The sequence below is a fragment of the Aeoliella mucimassa genome (assembly GCF_007748035.1).
GTDB lineage: Bacteria > Planctomycetota > Planctomycetia > Pirellulales > Lacipirellulaceae > Aeoliella > Aeoliella mucimassa.
Map to the genome: position 1 here is coordinate 1,226,323 of NZ_CP036278.1, position 23,257 is coordinate 1,249,579.

The 23,257-nt window shown below is 58.0% G+C and carries 17 protein-coding genes; 10 read left to right on the forward strand and 7 right to left on the reverse strand.

All coding sequences use genetic code 11. The features are described 5' to 3' along the window. The first annotated feature begins 24 nt into the window (after positions 1-24). The 3 genes from Pan181_RS05040 to Pan181_RS05050 all read left to right on the forward strand — a co-directional run bounded on the left by Pan181_RS05040 (position 25) and on the right by Pan181_RS05050 (position 3,282). Positions 25-486 carry a response regulator gene (locus Pan181_RS05040; protein WP_145245796.1) on the forward strand — a complete coding sequence of 154 codons (462 nt, stop codon included), beginning with the start codon at positions 25-27 and terminating at the stop codon, positions 484-486. A 12-nt stretch (positions 487-498) separates the two neighbouring features. Then, on the forward strand, positions 499-2,427 hold the full coding sequence (locus Pan181_RS05045; RefSeq protein ID WP_145245797.1) for a hypothetical protein: 1,929 nt from the start codon (positions 499-501) through the stop codon (positions 2,425-2,427). Positions 2,428-2,496: 69 nt separating this feature from the next. Next, a complete protein-coding gene (locus tag Pan181_RS05050) occupies positions 2,497-3,282 on the forward strand; it encodes an alpha/beta fold hydrolase (protein WP_145245798.1) in 786 nt (261 codons plus the stop codon). A 15-nt stretch (positions 3,283-3,297) separates the two neighbouring features. Here the strand turns inward: Pan181_RS05050 and Pan181_RS05055 are convergent, their stop codons facing one another. Beyond that, entirely contained in the window at positions 3,298-3,813 is a 516-nt protein-coding gene (locus Pan181_RS05055) for a DUF2617 family protein (RefSeq protein WP_197528923.1), read from the reverse strand. A gap of 204 nt (positions 3,814-4,017) precedes the next feature. Between Pan181_RS05055 and Pan181_RS05060 the strand changes: the two genes are divergently transcribed. After that, positions 4,018-4,689 carry an endonuclease III domain-containing protein gene (locus Pan181_RS05060; RefSeq protein ID WP_145245800.1) on the forward strand — a complete coding sequence of 224 codons (672 nt, stop codon included), beginning with the start codon at positions 4,018-4,020 and terminating at the stop codon, positions 4,687-4,689. A 108-nt stretch (positions 4,690-4,797) separates the two neighbouring features. Here the strand turns inward: Pan181_RS05060 and pepF are convergent, their stop codons facing one another. Beyond that, complete coding sequence (pepF, locus tag Pan181_RS05065) at positions 4,798-6,600, reverse strand: oligoendopeptidase F (RefSeq protein ID WP_145245801.1); 1,803 nt, start codon at positions 6,598-6,600, stop codon at positions 4,798-4,800. A gap of 885 nt (positions 6,601-7,485) precedes the next feature. Here pepF and Pan181_RS05070 point away from each other — a divergent pair. The 3 genes from Pan181_RS05070 to Pan181_RS05080 all read left to right on the forward strand — a co-directional run bounded on the left by Pan181_RS05070 (position 7,486) and on the right by Pan181_RS05080 (position 10,198). After that, positions 7,486-7,848: a hypothetical protein gene (locus Pan181_RS05070; RefSeq protein ID WP_145245802.1), complete on the forward strand. Its 363-nt coding sequence runs from the start codon at positions 7,486-7,488 to the stop codon at positions 7,846-7,848. A 244-nt stretch (positions 7,849-8,092) separates the two neighbouring features. Further along, on the forward strand, positions 8,093-9,544 hold the full coding sequence (locus Pan181_RS05075; RefSeq protein ID WP_145245803.1) for an MATE family efflux transporter: 1,452 nt from the start codon (positions 8,093-8,095) through the stop codon (positions 9,542-9,544). A 162-nt stretch (positions 9,545-9,706) separates the two neighbouring features. Next, on the forward strand, positions 9,707-10,198 hold the full coding sequence (locus Pan181_RS05080) for a DinB family protein (RefSeq protein ID WP_145245804.1): 492 nt from the start codon (positions 9,707-9,709) through the stop codon (positions 10,196-10,198). A 93-nt stretch (positions 10,199-10,291) separates the two neighbouring features. On the opposite strand, the gene mdoH is transcribed toward Pan181_RS05080, so the two are convergent. The 5 genes from mdoH to Pan181_RS05105 form a co-directional block, all read right to left on the reverse strand. Further along, positions 10,292-12,298 (reverse strand): glucans biosynthesis glucosyltransferase MdoH, encoded by a 2,007-nt coding sequence (gene mdoH / locus Pan181_RS05085; RefSeq protein WP_145245805.1) that lies wholly within the window; start codon positions 12,296-12,298, stop codon positions 10,292-10,294. A gap of 111 nt (positions 12,299-12,409) precedes the next feature. Next, on the reverse strand, positions 12,410-12,862 hold the full coding sequence (locus Pan181_RS05090) for a hypothetical protein (RefSeq protein ID WP_145245806.1): 453 nt from the start codon (positions 12,860-12,862) through the stop codon (positions 12,410-12,412). A gap of 105 nt (positions 12,863-12,967) precedes the next feature. Beyond that, positions 12,968-14,212: a glucan biosynthesis protein gene (locus tag Pan181_RS05095; protein WP_145245807.1), complete on the reverse strand. Its 1,245-nt coding sequence runs from the start codon at positions 14,210-14,212 to the stop codon at positions 12,968-12,970. 354 nt (positions 14,213-14,566) lie between these two features. After that, the gene (locus tag Pan181_RS05100) at positions 14,567-16,198 is read right to left on the reverse strand and encodes a FecR family protein (protein ID WP_145245808.1); all 1,632 of its coding nucleotides are present in this window, start codon (positions 16,196-16,198) and stop codon (positions 14,567-14,569) included. Positions 16,199-16,332: 134 nt separating this feature from the next. After that, positions 16,333-19,086, reverse strand: coding sequence for a protein kinase domain-containing protein (locus Pan181_RS05105; protein WP_145245809.1), 2,754 nt, complete (start codon positions 19,084-19,086; stop codon positions 16,333-16,335). A gap of 568 nt (positions 19,087-19,654) precedes the next feature. Between Pan181_RS05105 and Pan181_RS05110 the strand changes: the two genes are divergently transcribed. The 3 genes from Pan181_RS05110 (at position 19,655) to Pan181_RS05120 (ending at position 23,142) form a co-directional block, all read left to right on the forward strand. Next, entirely contained in the window at positions 19,655-20,686 is a 1,032-nt protein-coding gene (locus Pan181_RS05110) for a dockerin type I domain-containing protein (protein ID WP_145245810.1), read from the forward strand. A 411-nt stretch (positions 20,687-21,097) separates the two neighbouring features. Then, complete coding sequence (locus Pan181_RS05115; protein ID WP_197528924.1) at positions 21,098-21,916, forward strand: PEP-CTERM sorting domain-containing protein; 819 nt, start codon at positions 21,098-21,100, stop codon at positions 21,914-21,916. Between the two features lie 242 nt (positions 21,917-22,158). Further along, positions 22,159-23,142: a PEP-CTERM sorting domain-containing protein gene (locus tag Pan181_RS05120; protein ID WP_145245812.1), complete on the forward strand. Its 984-nt coding sequence runs from the start codon at positions 22,159-22,161 to the stop codon at positions 23,140-23,142. Positions 23,143-23,257: the final 115 nt, after the last annotated feature.

Sequence of the window (23,257 nt, forward strand, 5' to 3'; positions counted from 1 at the left end):
GCCTCTAGCCCCACACGCTGTTGTATGTCTGAGAAAAGCCGCATCCTGATTGCTGATGATAACGAGCCCAACGTCGAGCTGTTGGAGGCGTATCTGGCGAACCTCGATGCCGAGATCGAAATCGCCGTCGACGGGCAGGATACGCTCGACAAAGTGGCTAGCTTTCAGCCGCAGTTGATCCTGCTCGACGTGATGATGCCGAAAATGAGTGGTTTTGAAGTCTGCCAGAAACTCAAGAGCGACCCGGCGACTCGTGGTATTATGGTATTGATGGTGACCGCCCTGAACGAGCTGGGCGACATCGAACGTGCCGTGGAAGCAGGAACCGACGACTTCCTCTCCAAGCCGGTCAACAAGCTGGAGCTTGTGAAACGGGTGGAGAACATGCTGCGGCTGTACTCCGTAAGTGACGAAGTGGAACGGCTGCGGCAATACATTGAAGAGATGGAAAAACGCCAATTGGCAGGCAATGCCAACACTAAGTGAGAGGGATAAACGATGCTGGTAGATCGAACGATTGCTGCTCGACCGCTCGCTGCCAGCCTGGTAGCACTGCTACTATTGGCGAACACCGTGGTTGCCGATACCGATATCGATCTGCCGCCAGGGGCAGAACCGGCCACGATTGAATTGGCCCCGCCTGAGTTCGAGGGCTCCGACGAAGTCGGCAAGCTGATTCAGGCGTTGGGAAGCTCTCGCTACGTAACCCGTCGTGAGGCCGAACAGAAGCTGCTCGAATTCGGGATGAAGGCGTTCGATCAGATCGACGCTTCCACCAGCAACGCCGACCCCGAAATCGCTGCTAGTTGCCGCTACCTGGTCAGCGAGCTGACAGTTCGCTGGACGCGTCGCGACGATGTGCCGCAGGTAAAGGCCGAACTCACTGGCTATGCGAACCTCGACGAGGACGAGCGAATTGCCGTGGTCTATCGCTTGGCCCAACAAAAGAAGACGTGGGCCGTCAGCCCGCTGTGCCGAATTTGTCGCTACGATCCCTCGCCTGCTGTGTCGCGACAAGCCGCGATTGCGTTGATGGCGACTTCCGATTTCGAGCTTGACTACAACTCGGAAATCGCCGACCAGATGCGAGCCGAGATCGGATCGAGCGTACGCCGCACCGCCACGTGGGTCCGGCTGCTCGCGGGCCAGATCGAGCACCCTCGCGCGGCACTCAACGAATGGCCTGCCGAAATCGAGCGGGCGGTTGCGACCGCCGCAGCCGATATGGACGACGAGGTGTACCTCGGCCAACTCTGCGAATTGCTCACCAACTACGCCCGAGTGGCACTTGAGTGCAACGACACCGAGAGCTTCCTGGCGGCCGTCGAGCAGTACCTGGAGTACACCACCGAAAGCAAGGTGGCCGCAATCGAGCACTTTGTCGAGTGGTCGGGAGAGTCGGGCAACAAGTCTTTGGTCAACCAACTGATGGATCGCCATCGCGAGGTGCTTTCGCAATCGAAAGTTGGCTTGTACCTGATGGCCAAGACCTATGCTGAGCAAGACAACAGCGAGCTTGCCGAGCAGCTTGCCGATCAGGCTTTGAATCTGCGAGGGGAGAATAACACCGAAAGTGCTCCCGAGATGCGCGTGATCATCGGTTCCGCTTTGCTTCGCGAAGGCTACGTTGAGTGGGGCCGCCGGGAGCTTCGCAAAACGATCGAAGAAGGTCCGGTTGCCAGTGTCACCCACGCCCAGGCCGCCTACTTGCTTTCCGACTCGTTGCACGATTGGCAACAGAATCAAGAGGCTTCCGACGTGCTGCTTTCGTTCACCGAGCCGATTCAGAACGACACCAACCTGCGGAATGCGTACGAGAATCGCGCGAAGAGCGCCAGCCGCATGGGCAGCAGCATGCTGATTCCCCCGACGAAGAAGTTGGAGTCGTATCAGCAGTTCTATCTTGCGTGTGCCTTGCACGAACAAGGAGACGTAGATGCTGAGTGGGAAGCCTTGAAGAATGCCTTGAAGGCCGACGACGATAACATTGATATCATTATTGCCATGTACCGCGTGGCGCCTGACGGTACAGAACGTCGCGCCGAGGTGATGGAAATCATTCAGCAACGTCTCCGCATGCTCGATCAGATGATCAACGACTACTCCGGCACCAGTTCGGTTACCAGCAATTGGTACAACGAATGGGCCTGGCTCGTCAGCAACACGGAGGGCGATTTCCAGAAGGCTGTTCGTTATTCGCATAAGTCCATTGAGATGGAGACTCAGGAGATTGAGCAAGATCCGGATCGCTCGATCGACGGCACCGCCGGACTGCTCGATACCTTAGGCCGTTGCTATTACGCAGCTGGCGACATCGACAACGCGATCAAGTACCAGTCGCAAGCGGTGGAGTATCGACCTCACATGCGGACTCTGAAGCGGCAGCTCGACGAGTTTCGCCAAGCCAAATCAGGCCAGCAAGGCTAGTCACTAGTACTACGGCCGGCACTCTCATCCTACACCATCGATTCGCCCGCCAGCCACAGGGAGGAAGGCATGTCCGAAACGTTGCACACTTACGATCAAGGTTCAGGTCCTCCAGTTCTGTTTGTCCACGGTTTTCCACTCAATCACCAGATGTGGCGGTGTCAGCTCGACGCCTTGGCCAGCGACTACCGGGTCATTGCTCCTGATCTTCGTGGTTTTGGTAAATCGGACATTGCTTCGATTAGTAGCAAGACCGGCGTCGAAATGTCGGAGTTCGCCGACGACCTCGCCTTGCTGCTCGATCGACTCGAAGTCGCTGAGCCGGTGACTCTGGTTGGCTTCTCGATGGGGGGCTACATCGGCTGGCAGTTTTTCAAGCAGTATCGCCAGCGACTAGCGGCCATGGTGCTGTGCGACACCAAAGCTGCGGCCGACACGCCGCAAGCACGCGAAATCCGATATCGCATGGCCGAAGGGGTCGAAGGTTGGGGCTCGTCGCATGTTGCGATGCTGATGACCAGCAAGCTGTTCGGTCCGCAGACGCTGGCCAGCAATCAGCCGCTGGTAGACGAAGTGACCGAAATGATTTCGTCGACCAATCCGGTGACCATCGCTGCTGCTCAGCGTGGGATGGCTCATCGCGACGACTCCACCGACCTGCTACCAACGCTCGACCTGCCGACGCTCTACCTTTGTGGGCGGGACGACCAGATCAGCCCGCCGGACGAAATGCAGGCAATGGCAGACGCGACTCCCGGCGCCACGTATGTCGAGATCCCCTCGGCTGGGCACATGAGCCCTATGGAGAACCCCACCGCAGTGAACGAAGCCCTACGGAGCTTCCTCGCCCGGTAGCACCGAGCGGGGTCGCTATTCGGCTGGCAGCGTGAACGACGATTGGCTCTTTAAAATCACCCCGTCATCGGGAAACGTGTGCAACGCTTGAATGCGGAGCGATCGGGCGCGGGACTCAAAATGGATGTAGCTGAACGCACCCAGCCCAACGCGACCGCCCGACTCGAACGCCAGCAGCACGCTGTTTTTCTCACCTGCTAGCTGCAGGCCTTGCTGATAGCTTCGCAGGGTATCGTTGTCGGCTTGCTCGATGTCCACGCTGGTTTCGTATACCAGCCCACCAGCACACTCAATGCGGTCGTCGTAGGTGCCGCGTACCCGGTACGACATCAACCGCCGCTTGAGCGGCAAGTCGTGCAAGGCCGACGTGGCGACTTCATTCAGCGTTATGCCTTCGGGCTGCTGCCAGCAAACTACATGACCGGTGGTCGTAATGTTGAGCGTCGCCGTGTAGGCGCTGCGTTGTACCACGCGGTTACGATGCACTTCAAACAACTCCGGGTGCAACGACCGCCCATAGAATTGCAGCACGAGGTCAGCGATTTTTGGGCGGGCGGATAACACGGGATACTTTACTCCGAAGTAGGTGGATGCTCACAATGCGTTGCGAAAGTTGCACCGCACAACCTAATTATACATTGCGTTGCGCGAGGTCACAAAGGCGCTTTCAATGCCAGCATAAATTCAATACTTTTCCTCTTGACTCCTTCTGTTTTTGTTGTCTTCGAGAACGCTATGCCGCGACGTTTGCCGTCCCTTGACGAGTTGTACGAAACCATGCTCGCTGCGTGTGGTCCGCAGCACTGGTGGCCAGGCGAATCACCGCTCGAAGTAGTGGTCGGCGCCGTGTTGGTGCAGAACACCGCTTGGCGAAATGTCGAACGGGCGATCGCCAATTTAAAAACGCACGAACTGCTCGATGTCGAACGCTTGCATCGCGCGCCGACCGAGCAACTCGAAACGCTTCTGCAGCCCGCTGGTTACTTTCGGGTGAAAACCAAACGGCTGCAAAACGTCATTCGTTTTCTTGTCGACCAGCATGGCGGGTCGCTCGATCGGTTGTTCGAACTCTCCATCGACGATGCTCGTCAGCAACTCCTTTCTGTAAACGGGGTTGGGCCCGAAACGGCCGATTCTATTTTGTTGTACGCGGGATCGTTGCCACGGTTTGTGGTCGATGCGTACACGCGTCGCATTCTGCTGCGACATAATTGGATCGAGCCGCCGGCCACCTACGAGGCGATGCAGCAACTCTTCGAACGGCGACTCGCACCCGATGTGGATCTCTATAACGAGTACCACGCGCTGATTGTTCGCGTCGGCAACGAATACTGCCGGGCGAAGCCAAAGTGCGAGTCGTGTCCGCTTCGCAGCTACTTGCCGCGCAGCGGGCCGTGCGAGATTTGATGCGCTCGGGAGATACCCACGCGTTGGGCTGCCGAGTAGTGGATCATCCCCTCTCGGCCAGCGAGCGGATGGCTCGCCAGCCGAGGGACGGGATATGTTGGTTGACGACTACAAGAGTTCGTCGAGCTGATCGACCAGCGTTTCGAAGTGCGACAAGGCGGTCTGCACTGGAGTCGGCTGTTCCATGTCGACGCCCGCGTCACGCAGCAGGTCGAGCGGGTACTTCGAGCAACCACCCTTCAGGAAGTTCAGGTAGTCGTCGAGTTCCTGCTGCCCACCTTCGAGCACCCGCTTCGACAGCGCGATCGCGGCCGACATGCCGGTTGCGTACTTGTAGACGTAGAACGCGGAGTAGAAATGCGGAATCCGCAAGCACTCCAGGTCGAGTTCGGGATCGATCACGAAGTCGGGGCCAAAGTACAGCTCGAGCAGCTTGTGATACTCTTGCTTCAGGCAATCGAGCGTCAGTGGCTCGCCTGCTTCGGCCAACGCATGGGTGATCTTCTCGAACTCGGCGAACATCGTCTGGCGAATGATCGTGCCGCGGATGTCGTCGATCGCCCGATTCACCAGGTAGGCCTTCTCTTTGTCGCTTTCCGCCCGGTCGAACAGGTACTTGCCTAGCAGTTCCTCGTTGAACGTGCTAGCAACTTCAGCGACAAAAATCGTGTAGTTGTAATACTCAAACGATTGATGCTTCGACGAGTAGTAGCTGTGCATCGAGTGGCCCGCTTCGTGCGTGAGCGTGAACACGTGGTTCAGCACGTCGGGCTGGTAGTTCATCAAGATATACGGATCGCCGACAAAGCACCCGGCGCTGAACGCTCCGCTTCGCTTCCCCTTGTTGGGGTAGCGATCGCACCAGCGGGCGGAGGTTAGCCCTTCGGCCAGCACCTTGCAGTAGTCGTCGCCCAGCGGTTCGAGCGACTCGACCACCTTCTTCACCGCCTGATCCCAAGTGTGGCTTACGTTCAGCTCGCTCAGAATCGGCACGTAGGTGTCGTAATGATGAATGTCCTTGAGCTTCATCTTCTGCCGACGAATGTCCAAGTACTTGTACACCGCTGGCAGCTTTTCGTGCACCGCGTCGATCAGGTTGTCGTACACGCTCACCGGCACGTTGTCGTTAAACAACGAGGCCTCGCGGGCGCTGGGGAAGTTACGCGCCTGGGCGTAGTAGATGTCGCGCTGGATGGAGCCCGACAGCGTAGCGGCCAGGGTGTTTTCGTGGTCGACGAACGTGGAGTAGTACTGGTGGAACGCCTTCTTGCGAACCGCCCGCTTCGGCGAGTTCAGGAACGCCGAGAGCGACGAGTGGCCCAGTTCGATGGTGTCGCCTTTTTCGTTTTCGAGTTCGCCGAACTTCATGTCCGCGTCGGTCAGCTGACGGAACGCCTTGGTAGCGGCTTGCGACATCTCCGCTTGCATCGCCAGCAGCTTCTCTTCGTTGTCACTCAGCGTGTGCGGCTTGTAACGCACCAGTCGCTCGAGCTGCAATTTGAAGTGGGCCAGTTCCTTCGCTGCGAGGTACTTCTTGAGCTTCGCAGCCGACAGCGACAGGATCTCAGGGCGGATGTAGCTGGCTGCCTGACCTGCCTGGCTGGCGGCATTCTGGTAGCGGCCGACCATCCGCTGGTAGTCGCTGTTCGCCGCGTCTTCGGCGGTCTTCAGGAACGCGTAGCTGCCGATCTGCTCGCCGAGTTGGTCGAACTTGCTATCGAACTTCAGCAATTTGGCCAATTGGGCGGGGCCGTCGCCGAGGGTGCCGCGAAACGAATCGTACTTCTTGATCTGCTTTTGCCACTTGGCGAACGCGGTTTCCCACTCTTCGTCCGAGGTGAACAGGCTCGACAGGTCCCAGGTATCGGCGGTTTTGACTTTTGAGCGGGGCGGAAGCTTCTTCGTGGCCATGAGTGGGAGTCGTTGGTTCGGAGTGATAGGGAGAGAGGGAGCCGCTGTCAGCATCCTCGGGCAAAGTGGAGAATGTCGCGGAATTCAGCATCGAAAACCGCAACATACCAGCGATTCGGAAAAAGGCGAAGGGGAGTGCGTGGAACCGGGAAGGGGGAAGTGCGCAGCGGAGGGCGGCTGGAGCGTTTGCTCGCTGTTTCCACTTCGGCATGCAACATTCCCCATTCCCGTTTCCGAATGCCTGCTGCGGGGGGCGTCTGCGAATAGATTCCCATTTCCCCAATAAACGATCGGTGGGGGCATTTGATACGCCGACACCTTCCAACGTAACTCGTTGGCTGCGAGCGACTTGCAGACGATCGGATCGACGTAAGTGAGAATTCAATTTTCCCATGTGGGAATCTATTTTGGGAAGGAATGCGGATTCAGAAGTCCGGAAGGAGCGATTGCTAAAGGTCCAAGAGCCAGCAGCCAACAGTCAACAGCCAGCGGGGCGGTCGTTCTCAACCGCGCAGCAGACGACGTAAACGCATCGGGCTCGTCCGATCGCATCCGCGGAGTAAGTCGGCAAAAGCAAGTTTTCAATTGTCGCTGTGTGGTGTGAACATGCGATCACTTACCCATTAGACCAAACGGGGCGCCAATTGCAAGCGAAATATGGGACGTTTTTGACCCACCATCGGAGGGCACGGAGGACGTAGAGAAGCAGCCTCCCGCAACTCTGTGTTCTCGGTGGTTCGAGGCCCGTTATGCGAAGTTCCCAAGAATACTCTAGGTCGCGGTTGCTAGCTGGCGAGTCGGACCATAAGCTGAACAGACTCCTGTTTGCCGCGACGGATCCGCTGCGGCGGCCTTGTCCCCTATCGAAAGTAGCCTGGTGCGACCATGAAGTCGGTTGTTGTGGTGATGAATCTGTTAGCGGCCGTCGGGTTCGTTCTATTTGGGGGCTTGGTCACGGAGATTCATGATACCGACAGCTATAGCACCTACCGCGAGTTTGTGTTTGTCGAAGCGGTCGACGAGAAGGTACTCGAAAGCATCGTAGACCCTGGCACACCCGGAGCCAAAGGGTACGACATGTACGAAAGAATCCGCGCTGCCGGTAATGTGGAGAAGTGGGTCGCGCGGCTTGCAATGACCGCTGCAGCGGTGTGTGTACTAAACGCACTGGCCACTACAGGTTTCGTGATATCGCCACTAGTGAAAGGGCGGTTTGTTGCCGAGAACAAAGGGGCCGAGGGGGCTTAGGGGCAAAGCCCAAAGTGCGACTGGGGTCGGGCTTCCTGCGGAATTCATCAAGTTCCTGCTGGTAAGCGATTCGCTAGCCCTGGCGTGGGGGGCATTGCCGCTTAGAATGGTGGGTTCGCCCTCCGCTCCAGGCACCGATCATTGCCGCGCGAACCTTCGGAGCAGGGCCTGTGTCGGTTCGTCGAGCCAGTTGGCTCGACGCAATGTTCTCGCTTGGAAACACCCCCCGTAAGTGGCCTTGGTGATGTCGATTGAAAATGCCATAGAGCCACCGGTGGCTTCGGCGGTAATTGCCGAAGAGGTAGAGCGCTCTGCTAGCTGGTGGGGCCGCCCGGCTGGCGGCCGCGAGGTGCTGAACGTCGCGTTGCCGCTGGTGGTCTCGAGCTTGTCGTGGACCGTGATGACCTTCGTCGATCGCGTGTTGCTCAAATGGGAGTCGGGCGACGCCATGGCGGCCGCGTTTGCTGCCGGAACGCTGTGGTTCTCGTCGCTCTGTTTGCCGCTCGGCATCACCATGTATACCAGCACGTTCGTGTCGCAGTATTTTGGGGCGCAACGTTGGGACCGCATCGGCGTGTCGGTCTGGCAAGGGGTGTGGCTCGCGCTCATGGTGTCGCCAGCCATGTTGCTCGCGATTGGATTTGCCCCTAGTCTGTTTGACATGGCGGGACATGGCCCCCTCGTGCGCGAATACGAGGTGATTTACTTCCAGGTACTCTGCTGGGGCAGTCCCGCGATGCTTATCGCCCAGGCGCTGGCTGCTTTCTACAGCGGTCGTGGCAAAACCAAAGTGGTGATGGTCGTCGACTCGTCGGTGGCCGTGCTGAACTTGGTGCTCGACTGGTGTTTGATTTTTGGGCACCTTGGTTTTCCAGCCCTTGGCATCGCCGGCGCGGCTTGGGCCACCGTCGCTTCGCTATGGGTAAAGGCCTTGATCTATCTGTTGCTCGTGCTGCAGCCGTCGCACCAGCGAGACTATGGCACCCTGCTCGGCATGCGGTTCGATAGAGATTTGTTCCGCCGGCTGATGTATTACGGGGGTCCCAGCGGATTGCAACTGCTGCTCGACGTCGCTGGATTCACGTTCTTCATCATGCTGGTTGGACGACTGGGGAACATCGAAGCCGAAGCCACTAGCATGGCGTTTTCGATCAGCACGCTCGGTTTTATGCCAGTGTGGGGATTCGCGATGGCGACCAGTATTCTTGTCGGGCAGCACCTTGGCGAGAACCGCGACGACCTGGCTGCCAGGGCCACTTGGACCTCGCTGCAGTTTGCCATGGGTTACATGGCGGTGATCTCGCTGCTGTACGTTTTCGCGCCCGATGTTTTTCTGGCGAGCTTCTTTGCAGGCGATCGCACCGGCGAAACCCGCGACATGGTGCATGGCCTATCGGTAACCCTCTTGCGATTCGTGGCCGCTTACAACTTGCTGGATGCCGCGCTGATGGTGTTCAGCAGTGCGATCAAAGGGGCCGGCGACACCCAGTTCGTGTTGTACACGAGCCTAGTGATGGCCACCTCGTTGGCGACACTCAGCTACCTGGCGGTCGAGCAATGGCAGCTGGGGGTCTACGGGTGCTGGGCCCTGCTGGCGAGTTGGGTGTGGTGCATGGGCGTGGTGTTCCTGCTCCGCTTCCTGGCGGGCAAATGGCGTTCGATGCGAGTGATCGAAGCCGCCCCAGCCACCACGTAAGTGCCTGCGTGTGCAACTTGCTTAAGCCACAAATTGCCTGCGAGCGTAAGCCAGTTCACCGTGGTTCGCACTGCGCTAAGTTATCAGGTGGGTAGCCTTGTGGTATGTTCAGGGTCTGGAAGCAAAATTGCTTGATGGCTCCACCACCCCAGGGACATACAGATGAACGCAAAACAGGCGATTGCCGCGACGCTCAATACCAGCAGCATGGTACTCGGCGCTTATATCGGTGACCTTACCGACGAAGAACTCATGGAACGCCCCGGCGAAGGGTGCAACCACATTGCCTGGCAGTTGGGGCACCTGATTTCGTCGGAGTGCTACTTGCTTAACTCGCTGGTCGAGGGAGCCGCTCCCGAGCTGCCAGCGGGCTTCGCCGAGAATCATGCCAAAGAAAAGGGAACCGACGACAACCCTGCGAACTTCTGCACCAAGCAGCAGTACGAAGAGCTGTTCGAAAACGTGCACGCGGCGACAAAGGCAGCGCTCGAAGGTTTGAGCGAAGCCGATCTCGACGAGCCGCTCACCGGACCGATGGCCGAGCGGTTCCCCACCAAGGGGCACATGTGGGTGCTATTGAGCACGCACTGCATGATGCACGCAGGGCAGATCGTGCCGGTGCGTCGTCGGCTCGGCAAGCCGGTGACCATTTAAGACGCGTCTTTTGTCACCATCCCAGTCAATTGCTCGTGAAGTGCGGGGAAAAAGGCCTCCGTGCCAGTCCCGCACTTCCGTATGGGGTTGAGGTCACACGCTGGCCGCCGCGAGCGGCTTGGCCCGCGGGGCGGTGTGCGACCAAGCGCCGACGTGACAGACTTCGAGCAAGTCGGGATCGCTCAAGATCGCCCACTTCTCTTCGCGGCTCAGCTCGTAATCGTATGGCGAGCTGAGCCATTGTCGTACGCGGCGCTCCACTTCCGCGGGGGCGATTTGTTCGGCCGCGGTCGATTCGAGCAAGTGCCTGTGTTCGGTCACCGCACGGGCGTTCCGCAGGAAGTCGGTAAACTCCAGCGGGCCGGCCGGCTGCAGCTCGGCCAGGCATTGGTAGCGGTGGAAGCGTCGCACGATGGCTGGGCGATGGCGTTCTTCCGGCACGGTCAGCAGACCCCATCGCTTCACGCGTTCGCCGAACTTCTGACTGCTCACGAGTACCGACAGCGGTACTGCTAGCGTCAGGCCAACCGTAATCGGTAGTAGCCAGAGCGCGAGCATCGGCGACAACCAAAGCGACAAGCTGAGTGTTGCGAGTCCCAACGCAGTTTGCCACCAGTGGGTGCTCCAAGCCGCGCCCCACGACAGGCCGTCGGACGAGCGATCTTGCGAGTTCCACTCGACCGAGCGATCGCGCAACGTCGACCAGACGAACAGCGAGTGGAAGGTCATCATAATTGGAGCCATGAGTACCGAGAGAGCGAGTTCGGCTACGGTGCTGAGGGCTAGAAGGATCGGGCCACCAAAGCCGGTGCGGAGTCGCTTGTTGGTTACTGCGAGGGTGTACGATAGCATTCGCGGCAGGAACAACAGCAGCAGTACCAGACCAAACAGCGAAGCCGACACCCAGCCCGAGACTGGCGACGTGCTGCCTGCGTGCAGGAAGGCGAGCGGGCTGAGCAGTAGGAACATCACCAGCAGCGGCGACGAGCCATAGGCCATCACTCCAGTGAGGAAGTGAAAGCGGTTCTCGACCGGAATGTTCTTACTCACGATCAACCGCGTGTGCTGCAAGTTGCCTTGGCACCAACGTTGGTCGCGCTGTGTGTAAGTGGTGAGCGTGGTCGGGGATTGTTCGTAGCTGCCAGCCAGGTCGGCGGCAAGTTGCACTTTGTATCCCGCCCGACGCATCAGCGCGGCTTCGACGAAGTCGTGGCTCAGGATCTCGCCGCCGAGTGGTTTCTTGCCTGGCAGTTCGCTCAAACCGCAGTAGCGTGTGAACGCATCGATGCGAATGATCGCGTTGTGCCCCCAGTAGTTGCCCCCGTCGCCAGAGACCCAGGCCAGGCCGACGCTAAGAATCGGTCCGCACAAGCGAGCGATAAACTGTTGGCTGCGAGACAGCAGCGAACCGCTACCGAGCGGCAATGGTGGAGTTTGCAGGATGCCGAGTCGACGATCGGCTTCCATGCGGCGGACCATTTCGTCGAGCGTGCGAGCTTCCATCAGGCTGTCAGCGTCGAGCACTACCATGTAGCGATACGCTGAGCCCCAGCGCTGGCAGAAGTCGGCGATGTTGCCCGCCTTGCGGCAGGCATTCTTCGGGCGGTGGCGATAAAACACACGCGGCAAGTTGCTGCTGCGTTCGAGTTGCTGCAGGTGAGCTTCTTCGGCGATCCATTTATCGGGATCGGTCGAGTCGCTCAGCACGTAAAAGTGGAAGTGATCGGTCAGCCCGGCCTCGGCCAGCGACTCACGCATGGCCGAAAGCCCCGCGAACACGAACTCGGGATCTTCGTTGTAAACCGGCATCAGGATGGCGGTCATGCAGTTCGGCGTGTCGGCGGTCGACTCGTCGGTTTGGTGGAGCCGACGCCATTTCAGCCGGTCGGCCACGGTCAGCGCAAAGCCCAAGCAGGCTAGCCCGCACCAAAACGCGAGCCAACCAGTGAGCACAAACAACAAGGTTCCGGCAAGCACGTCGGCCAGGGTAACTCCATCGATGGTCATGCCTGGGACGACGACGCTCGAAACCGCCGCAGCAAGCAGCAGCGCGACGGTAATCAGACCGAGCCGAGCGAACAAGATTTTCCAGCGAGACATAGGGAGACCTATTAGGGGGAGTGCGGGGGAGTGCGGGGGAGTGCGGGGGAGTGCGGGGGAGGGGGCCAGCAGCGCCGACCACGACTCAATCGTGGCCGGCGGAACTGGGCTTTAGCGAGCGATGATCAAGTAGGCGAGCACCTGGGTGAATGCTTGTCGCCAGAAGTTGGGAGTGACTCCCTCTACCAGATCGCCGAGCGGTTGGGCCGGCATCTCGCGTTCGCAGCCAGCTGGCACCCACGAAGCAGGACTCGGCGAATGCTCCACGGGTTGTTGGTTGCCCTCAACCAGACGCTTGGCCGCTTCGCGAATCGAAAGCTCTTCGAGTCCAGCCGCCTTTGCGTGTGGTTCTTTGTAAAGTCGATGCTCCGCATAGCGGACGCAGTCGTTGGCGAACTGCGCCAGCCGGTTGGGCTCTCGCAAGCCTTGATGGCGAGCGTAGTCGGCCACCAGCGCTCGGGCGTCTTCGCGTTCTTGTTGCAACTGCGCGGCCTCCGTGGGGTCGAAAGGAACAACACCCTGCGAAGTGACCGCGAACATGTGATTGTGTTGATTCGTCGTCATATCTCTTCTCTCTTCCTCAGGCCGGTCATGCATTCCGAGACATGCCGGCGGTAGCAAGGGATCGCCTGTTACTCGGGGGTAGAATTCAGAAGGACTTTTCGTAGCTCACTTGTGAGCGGCTACTTTTGCTTCGCGGGGAGCGAAGCCAGCGGGCAGCTTGGTGCCAAAGGTCAACTCGTATTCAAACTCGATCGGTTGCTCGGGCGAGTGCTTCTTGGGATCCACCACGTAGTAGGCGCCGATGTTGTCGACTCCTTCGTGCTTGGCATCCAACTCCAGAAGCTCCACTCGCCCGTCGCGCCATACGTCGCCTTTGCCAGGTTCGACCCACACGTTCGGGCGCAGATGATAGTGGGCTTCTTCGTCGCGGTACTTGTCGAAGTCGCGCTCGGTCTGCAACAAACCAAAGCCGAGCAGTTGATCGACTTTCCACGACTCGACGTGAGGTTTCTCAGGGCGAGTGAGCGGACGGGTGACCCAATCGCCTTGGTTGCGGTGCACCACCAAGGTGTCGGCATCATGCACTTCGGGACGAGTGTCGCCTGTGGGGTGCGATTGCTCGTTCCACATGAACATGCTGGTAATCGGCGCCAGGGCCAGCTTTTGCAAACCGTGACGTTGCCACACCTTGGCGGTGACCTGCAAACGCGTTTCTTCGCCCGGGTGAATGGTGAACTCGTAAGCACCTACCACGCCCGGACTATCGAGCAGGGCCCACATGCGCACGCTGTTGTCTTGCCGCTTGGCGGCTGGCTTCTCGATCCAAAACTCAATGAAGCGAGGGAACTCCTCGGGCGTGCCGAGTCCGATGTCGACGGCCAGGCCGCGGGCCGACGAGCCATACCATTGCTGGCTACCGATGCCGCGGAAGTAGCTGGCACCGAGGAACGACAGGTACTCCGTCTTGTGCTCGTTGCCAGGCAACTGGGTCAGCAACCGGAGTCCGGCAAACCCACCTCCATCGGCCTTGGCCAGCGGAGCCGACTCGCCGCGGAATTGGAACCATTGATCGCCAAACGCGACGTCTTGCACTTGGTCGTCTTCGACCACATGGATCTTCACTGGATACTCATACAGAAATCCAGCAGGGAAGAACTCCATCCAGGTGTCGAGCGACTGGTCGCGCCACATCGCGTTCTCGTTGCGCTGGGCGATCAGACGAAACGTGTCGTAATTCAAATCGAGAAACGCATCACCGACGCGAGCCGGCGGAACATGTTTGGTTGCGGCCATCTTCTCGGCCATGCGCTCGACGTCGGCCATGCCGAACTCGGCGGAGTTAGCCGGCGCGGTCGCTACGGCAGTAACGACCGCAGTCGCAATCACTAAGGTTGGCAAGGAACCAAGCATCGGAACTCCATGATTTTCTGTCACGAACTCAAAGCGAATTGCACTTGTGCATGACAGCACGTCGGCAACTCGCAACGATTGGCATGGAGCCTAAAGCAATTCCAATGCCATAACTTCGTGATAGAAAAACATGCAATTTAGAGATCCACCAACAAGGCCACGGATCGCCCGCCAAAACCCGCAGCGGAGCTGCAGCGTTTGTTTTAGGAAGAATCGCTAGCGTGCAAATTGGTGGCCGATTGGCTTACTGTAAATCGACCAATCTGGTTCAACAGCAACCATGTGGTCTGCAAACGGTCAGTCGGATAACCGACCTTCGCTAGCAAGAGGTTTGTGACTCGCGTGTTGCGTGTGTTACGGAACGTGATTCTCGGGCACGGCAAAGAAACCGCCACCGAATCCACCGCCACCCATGCCTCCACTCTTGCTGCCGAAGCCACCTTGGTTATCGCCAAGCTCGACGCGGCGAATCACTTCACTAATCTCTTCGTGTACTGCACGTGTTTGTGTGATCACCAGTACCGACTTCGGCACCCACTGTTGCGAGGGGGGAGATTGACCACTACTTACGGCCACCTTTTCTGCCTTGGAAACGATCAAACTGATCGTGCCAGGAGCGTCGTCGCTTTGACGCTTCCAGCTATCGGGAGCCACCATAAAAGGAAGATGGATGTTAAGACTTTCGGCCATCGGGGCGTCGAGTCGATAGTACACAGTGATCACTTCGTTCATGTCGACCGGCTGCGTTTCTGCGCGGGGCTTCGACGAACGTAGCGCGGTACGATAAGTCTCCAGCAGGTGGAGCACTTCGTCCAAGATGGGCTCGGTTGCATACACGACCAACGTGCCTGGCAGGGCAGGGCGTAGGTCGGCGTCTTGCCGACCGTTCTCGACCCACACGTCGCTGGTTTGCGAAATGATGGCTTCGATCAACGCATCGGCTTCGCTATTGTCGCGACACAAATCGCGTACATCGAACACGGCTGTCTTCAGCACGCGACCCGCTTCCTCCTGACTGGTGATCCAAATCACCCCGTCTTGAATCACGTAGGTAAGTTTCAGATCGAGTAGCATCGCTTGCAGCACAGTCGCAAGCGGGCGTTTGTCGATGGTAATCGTCACTGGCTGACGGAGCCGAATGCGCAAACCCTCCAGTGCGCTGGCCTCCAGGCGGATGTCGGCCTCGGTCTCCGTGGCCAGTTCCGCGACTGCTTCTTCCAGCGGAGTATCGCGGAACTTCACCGAGACTTCTTGCTTGAGTTTCTCGCGAAGCGTTTCGTGCTGCAGCGGTTCGGCGATGATCGTCCGGCGGCCGTTGTGAAGCAGTGCTTCGAGTAACGCTTGAAGCTGAAGGTGCTCCTTGTCACATTGCCGCACGAACAGCACGTCGCCGATCAGATTGATCGCTCCAACGGGACCTCCGTTCTCGACCCACGAATCCGAAGCAACGGTTGAGATCACCGTGTCGATCAGCGGGTCGGTATCGTAGCCGGCATCCAGATGCTCGCGAATGTTGTAAGGCTGAGTTGTGACATGCTCGCTGGCGACTTCTGCAGAGGTGATATGCAGTATTTCGTCTTCGTAGAACCAAGCCATGTCGTGCTTGCGGAGTCGATTGAGCAGCAAGTAGATCGGCTCGTCGTTGAGCTGATCGCTGTAAGGATCGCCCGGCAGGTAGCCAACGTTCGAGAGGGCTTCTTGTTCGACCAGCACGACGAACCCTTGCTCGCTACGCAGCCATTCGACCACTTCGCGGAGCGACGAGTCGCTGAAGTCGACCGTTGCTTTGCGACGAAGCAGTTCGGGCAGGAACTTCGCGGGGTCGATCGTTTTTGGCTCCTCGGCAATCGTAGGAAGTTCCGGCGCAGGTTTCTCGAGGGTGGCTTCCGCCGCTGCAGGCACGGCGTCCTGGGCCCTGAGGATCGGCGTCGTCAGAATCCCGATTAGTAACACGGCCAAACATTGAAGCGGGCGAAGCGCGAGCATCTTCGGGACTCCCCAAGCAAGAGCTATTTAAACGAAAAGACGATAATACGTCTTTCGAGTTTAATCGCTTGGTTATTCCCATGCAAAAAGGCGAGGTGTGTGCCTGGGTGTCAGCCGCCGAGCGGGTGCAGCTACTATTTGCGTTCCTGAACCAGCACCGCCCAGTCGGTGGGAATCACTTCTTCCTTGCCTCGGCGAACATTCACGGCTGTTACCGCACACCAGTAATGGCTGGGGCCGCCGAGCGGGTCGGTGTAGTCTTCGATGATCTTGTCCTTCTCGCCGCTCTGTAGAGCCTCGTTTACGCGAGCCAGTAGCTCGGGCGAGATGCGGGCGGGCTTGCCACCTTTATTGAGGTTGGCCAGGTCCTTCGCGCTGTGATGCAGGATGAGGCCCCGCTTGGGTTCCTTCTCGATTTCGTCCTGCCGTAGATCAACCAGCAGCACTTGCTTACCCTTGAGCAAGTCTTTTTCGAGCGCGGTGAAGTCGCCCAGGTCGAAGCTCATGGCAAACACCCCGGCCACCTTACTGGTACTGATGGGATTGGGGCTGTCGTACACCGGCACGCTAAACGCCACCTTCAACCGCTGGGTTGAGGTGCTTTCGTAAACTGCCGAGCGATGGGGAGCCTTGATCGGTTCGACATCCGTCACGCCCTCGGGCTTGTCGCCGGCTTCGCCGTGGAAGTAATCGCGATAGGCATAGTTATTGCCGACGCTTTGTGAGTGTGGCGCCCGAGCCACTTGGGTGCCGTTTCGAATGATGACGAACCAGCTTTCGGAAGGATGCCGTTGGTCGAAGCGACTCTTTTCGGTCTTTAGCCAGTCGCGCAGGGGAGACCACATCGGCTGAAAGCGATCGAGCGGTAGCGACTCATCTTGCGACTGCTGGTTGAGATAGCTTACGTATTGCTGGAACGACCGCCCGGAGTCGTCGCCTGGTAGGTCTTTGTTGCGGGAGTCGACTAGATCGATCAACTTGTCGAAGCGGATGTTGATCTCGCGACCAACGTTATCGGCCGAGGTGGCCGCAGCAAACACCGCTGCGTCGCGCTTCGAGGCTTCGAAACGATGCGAAATGCGCGAGACCCAATCTGCCAGCCAAACACCGGCTCCCACGGCAATCACCAACGCGACGATCGCTGCCCACAACCACCGCCGAGTCACGGCCGGCGAGCCAGTGATCGACGACCCCAGCCGCCGCCCAGCCAGCAAGGTATCGGAGTGAGTACCGTCGGCCGCCAGCGTGTCGCTGGCGTGGCCTTGCAACGTGGGGGCGTTGGCCGGCTGGTGACGCGACTCGCTGACCAAGGCGACCAGCGTGTTGTCGACCGAGTACTTTGCCAGTTCCTCGGCCAACTCGCCAGGCGACTGAAAGCGGTCCTGCGGATCCTTGGCCAGTGCTTTGCGAATCACATTCCACAGCGGCCGAGGAATCTCCTTACCGCCGCGAATCGGTGGCACCTTGCCCTTTTCGTGCGCCTTGTCGGGACGCAGTTCCGAATCGAAAAACGGAGGTTTGCCACACAACAGATGATAGAGCGTGCAGCCCAGGCTGTAGATGTCGGAGCGGATGTCGACACTGGTGGTGCGCCATTGCTCGGGGCTCATGTACATGGCGGTGCCCATCGCCCGATGATCGAGGCGCGTGAGCCGCTCGTGATCGTCGCCGACCAATAGCGCGAGACCAAGGTCGAGTATTTTCACCAGTGGCTGCTCGTTGGAGTGAGTCGGCGTCTCTCCCGTGCTCAGCAGGTGAGGACTCGCCACGGTGGTGACCATGAGGTTCGACGGCTTGATATCGCGATGCACCATGCCGCGGGTGGCAATGTACTCGAGGCCCAAGGCGGTCTGGCGGGCGATTTCGCAGGCGTTCGCAATCGACATGGGGCCGAATCTCTCAACCAGGTCGCCGGCTCCGGTACCGTCGACATACTCCATCACAAGGAAGTGGGTTTCGTCTTCTGGCATCGACGAATCGATGGCAACAACGATGTTGGGATGCTCGAGCCCGCCGATCGCTTTAATTTCCTGGTAAAAACGCTTGACAATATCTTGCTGCCCAGCGGCCACCAAATGGGGCTTAATCACCTTTACCGCCCGCAACCGACCGAACTGCGAATGCTTGGCTTTGAACACGTCGCCCATGCCGCCGGCGCCGACCAGTTCGCCGAGTTCGTAGTTGCCTAAACGCGTAAGTCGTTTGGTAGTCGTACTTTCAGGCAACGCACCGTCGGGCAGCAGCCCAGCTACTTTGGAGTAGCCAATGGTACCCATATTGGTGGTCCACTCCCGAGCCCTCTCGGGCTTCGGCGTCCTGCGGGTCTCTTGGTGCGGGCGGCCATCGAAGAGCATTTCGTGCACTTCGACCTCGCCGATGCCTTTGAGCGACCGTTTGCCATGATCGTAGAAGTTCACCCCGTTGAGCCCTGCGTCCTCCAGAATCGCCCTGGCTGCCCGGGAGATCAGGATTTGGCCGCTTGCCGAGAAATCGTTGAGCCGCGCTGCGTAATCGACCGCTTTGCCGATGAAATTGTGGGGATCTCGCGGGTCGATCTGCGGTGAACCGAGGTGCATGCTGATGCGCACCGCCGCCTGAGTGCCGCTGGGACTGCAGAGCGGGTGCGTTTCGTGGCTGCGAATGATCTCAATCGCCCACCGCGCCGCCGAGGCCGCGTCGGCAAACACCAGAAAGTGCCCATCGCCGGCGGTGGAGACCACTCGCCCACCGAAATCCACGGCAAAACCTTCGATACGATCGCGATGTGGCGTTAGAATTTGCGTAACAAACGCCATGTCCCGTTCGGCATCGCTGCCGCCGGGCATTTCGCTTTTCAGGTCAACCGACCCCACCAGGTCGGTGAATACAAAGGTCCGTAATTCGGCCACGCGCGGTGCGATCGAAAGTCAGGGAAAGGGGCCAATCCAGCGACAGCCTGGGATCGCGGGAAAAAGGTGCGACTTAGTTCCTCGGTCCTATTTCCCCTGTACGGGCAGAAAGGGGAGAGGGACGAAGAAAATGCGGAAGTCATGGTTCCCGGGAGTTCAGCTGCGGTGCTAACTACCGCTAAAATGGCCTTAAAACCGGGGAATTCCTAGCCCCACGAGTGTATCGAGTGACGAGCCAAATTCCCATGGCAATCTGTCGAATATTGTCCTGAAGGTCCGATTATTCCGGCGACTTTAAGGGGGAACCTGCCCGCAAAGTCTACGAAAAACGCTTGAGCGTTTCGCGTAGTCGAGTAAACTGGGGGCTAGGAACAGAGTGCACCGCTGCCCCGTGCTGACGTTAAGAAATCGTCGCCAGCAGGTATCGGCCCTCTCAACAATTGATTCAGGCAGGACGGCCGCGGTATAAGACATAAAGACGACGGACGAGGCGAGCCTCCGCAAAACTCGCTTCGGGGCAATCCGCGTCGAGAGCGCCCTTGAGCGTCGCACCTATTGAGGTTCATTCGTGTACAGCATCTCGCGCGTAGATCGCCAATTCGGTATTCTGCTAGTTCTCTTCGTCGGAACATGGCTGGTAGCTGCCAATAGCAGCGCCGATCAAATCGATCTCAGCCTGAACGTTTACTACAACGACATCTACGACACCAGTTCTGGCGGCACTTGGCAATTGGCTGCAAAAGCCGATGAATTTGGCCTCGCTGGCTTGGTGGTTCCACTCTCTGGGATCGACTATTCCGACCCTGCTAACACCGTGTTGGTAGGCCCTAGTGGAAGGGTAAACGGTGGCGATCAAGCCGGGTTCGACTTGAATGTGTCGTATTTCTCTACGTTTGGTCATTACCAGTTGGTGCTCTCGCAAGTGCCGCTAGGCGCAGCTAATCCCGAGCAAACCGTGTTCTACGGAGTGGGGTCGATTGTCGATCCCGACGGCGGCGTACCGAACTACACAAACCAAGCGACCGACTATCCCGACGCCACGTCGGTTGGTCCTGAGCTAACCACGCTCACCGACCTTACCAATGCCGTTTGGGGTAATGGAGATCCCATGGGCGATACCGATTGGGACTCGGCCGCCATTCTGGCCGAGGGAGTGTTTGCCGAAGGCGAAACGCCCGCTTTCTACTCCAGTAGCAGTTTTGCCGCGACCGGGCAGGTGTTCATCACGGTTCCCGGCGATCCAGCGGTACTCGGCGACCGTTCCGGTTTCATCGAAGCCAGCACGGTTGTACGAAGCAACTACGTAGCTCCCCCTGGCGACTTCAACGGCGACGGTGTCGTGAATCTGGGGGACTACACCGTGTGGCGCGAAAGCCTCGGCCTCGCCGTCACTCCCGTCGGATCCGGCCTCGACGTCGATGGCAGCGGCTTCGTAGATGCCGGTGACTACGACATTTGGAAAATGAACTTTGGCGCCGGGAGCAGTCCTGGTAGTCTTCATTCAAACCTCTCTGGCACCGCGGTGCCAGAGCCGTCCAGTGCTATTTTAGCCCTGATTTTATCGTGTGCAGTAGGCCGTTTAGGGTATTGCCGCAGCTAGCGGAAAAACAAATGCTTATTCGTTCCTATTGTTTTTTGTTAATTTTCCTTAACAACTTAGAAACTGCTTGACAGTGCTAAAACGCCGCAACATAATGCAGCCGTGTTGACCATTGAACTCGCTGCCCGTTTGGTGGTCGCCAAAAGTTGTGTTATTGGTTCGGAGAGGCATTCGGCCCGTTAGGGTCCGTATGTCTGCTTGACCACCACTCATCTTCTACGGGCAATGTTTCGGGGGTTTGGTACTACTTAAGCACACCGCAAGTAACCAGACTGTGTTCCGAACACGAACGACCTGAAAGTTCCCCGTAGAAGAGGAGTGGCCAAGCGGCCCGAAGCACCAATGACGAGACAGTCACTGTTGATCCAATTTCGCAATCGTCTTTCAATCAACGAGGGTGGAGAGATTCTGATGTCCTGGAAAAAACTTTTTAGTGTAACTTTGGTAAGTGTGTTCCTCGCGAGCACGGCAGCCGCTGACCCCACCGCAAGCCTGACTGGTGTTGCTAATGGTGGTAATTATGACTGGACGCTTTCGTTCACTCCGGACGATACGCTGTTCAGCACCACGGTAGACGGCACTGGCGGATCGATCGCCACCGCCTTCCAGATCGAAGTTCCGACCGGCGAGTTCGTTTCGGTCGGTACTCCCACCGCTGACTTCACCGGTGGTACCAATCCGATCCTCGACGCCAATCCTGGTATGGATCCCTACGCTGCCGGTACTACCGCAGGCATCGCCAGCTACACCGACGTGGCTTTTGATCTCGGCCTCTACACCACTGGCAACGTCGATGCCCTGTTCGTTCCCTTGGGAAGCACCATCTTCACCGCTGCTGGTACTTACGATGCATTGACCTTCACCACCTCGGGTAGCACGGTCTACGCTGGTGGTGTGATTGCTCAAGCCGGTTCTGAGTACACGATTGATGCTTTCGAAGCTTCTGTTGGTGGTGGGGTTTTGATTGGCGACGCTGATAAGAATAGCTTCGTTGAAACTGCTGACTTTGTGTCGGTTGCTAACAATCTGGGTGTTTCGGGTGCTTCGCCACTGGTTGGTGACGCCGATGACAATGGCTTCGTTGAAACTGCCGACTTCGTGTCGGTTGCTAACAACCTGGGTGCCAGTGCGATTTCGGGTGTTTCAACCACTGTCGTTCCTGAGCCAACCAGCCTGCTGATGCTTGGTCTTTCGATTGCCGGAATTGGTTTCGTTGCCCGTCGCAAGTAGGTAGTAAGTAATTTAAGGCGGGGCTCTGGCTCGTCGTCAGCAGCCCCGCATCACTACATAAATATAAACGCTCTCATTTGAATGTGGGAAAAAGACCTGGGAGGTAGCTAACGATAAGATCGGTATAATGTCATCTGACATGTTCCAATTCTAGCAGCGAACTATTCGCAGCTCTCAGATGGCTAGCTGAAGTGATTACATCGTTCCATCAACAACATTCAATGAATCTAAGGTAACTTCATATGACTCGCACATCTTTCTTTATGGCTTTGGCTTGCTTGGCCATCTCGGCTACTGCTGCCAACGCCGCTACCGTGACCGCTACGATCGTTCCCGGCGAAAATAATTCCTATGGTTTGTACGCTCAGGTAACTGATGGTGCAGATACGACTCAAGGTATCGGTGCTTTCAACTTCCAGCTAACCGGTTTAGATGCTCTCGGTATCGACGGTGGTAGCGATGTGACTTTTACCCCGGAAGTGTTAGGTGGTTTTTCTCCCGCCTTCGCTACTGCTGGCTTCCCCACCATTAGTGGTTCCAGTGCTTCCTCCGATCGTTTTGGTGCTGGTGGTGTTCAATCGCTCGTTAGTGGTAACGCTACTGCTGTAGCCATCTTTGACATTGGCGAAACCGATGTCTTTTACGATCTGTCGGACGTTGCCAATCCTGGTGTTGACGTTAACACCGCTGCTAACGCTCTGCTGGGTACCTTCACTGTTGCTGGTACCACTGAGCTGTCTCAGGCTAACTTTAGTGCAACTTTCGGTTTGTTCCCCAATGGTTACACTGGTGGTGCGACCCAAGAGCCTACTGTTGCGATGGCTTGGGGCGGCACTGTCGATCCAGTTGCTGTTCCTAGCCTCACCGATGGAAGCACCATCAGCCTGCAAGGTGCTTTCTCCGACTACAGCGGTCTGCTCGAAGATGCCGTGACCTTCACTAACGACGGTGGCGGTACTCTGGAAATCCTGAGTGTTGCTATCGAGAACGAATCGGTTGCTGGTATGTTTGGTGCTTCGGAAGATGGTCTTGCTGTCGACCTGAGCCTCGACCTGCCTTTGGCCTACAGCCTTCCCCCAGCCACTGTTGTTACGGGTGACTTGGTTGTTTCGACCAACGGTGGTGACTTCAGCTTCCCGCTGACCGCCACTGTTCCTGAGCCCAGCACTGTGGCTCTGGCCGGTTTGGCCCTCGTCGGCTTGGTTGGCTTCGCCCGCCGCAAGTAAGCTGAGCGATGCTCTTCGCAGCTAAAGCGAAGAACCTAAAAACTACGACCGGGGCCGAGTTTTACTCGGCCCCGGTTTTTTTGTTGACTGCGTGCTATTATTCCCTAAGAGGACC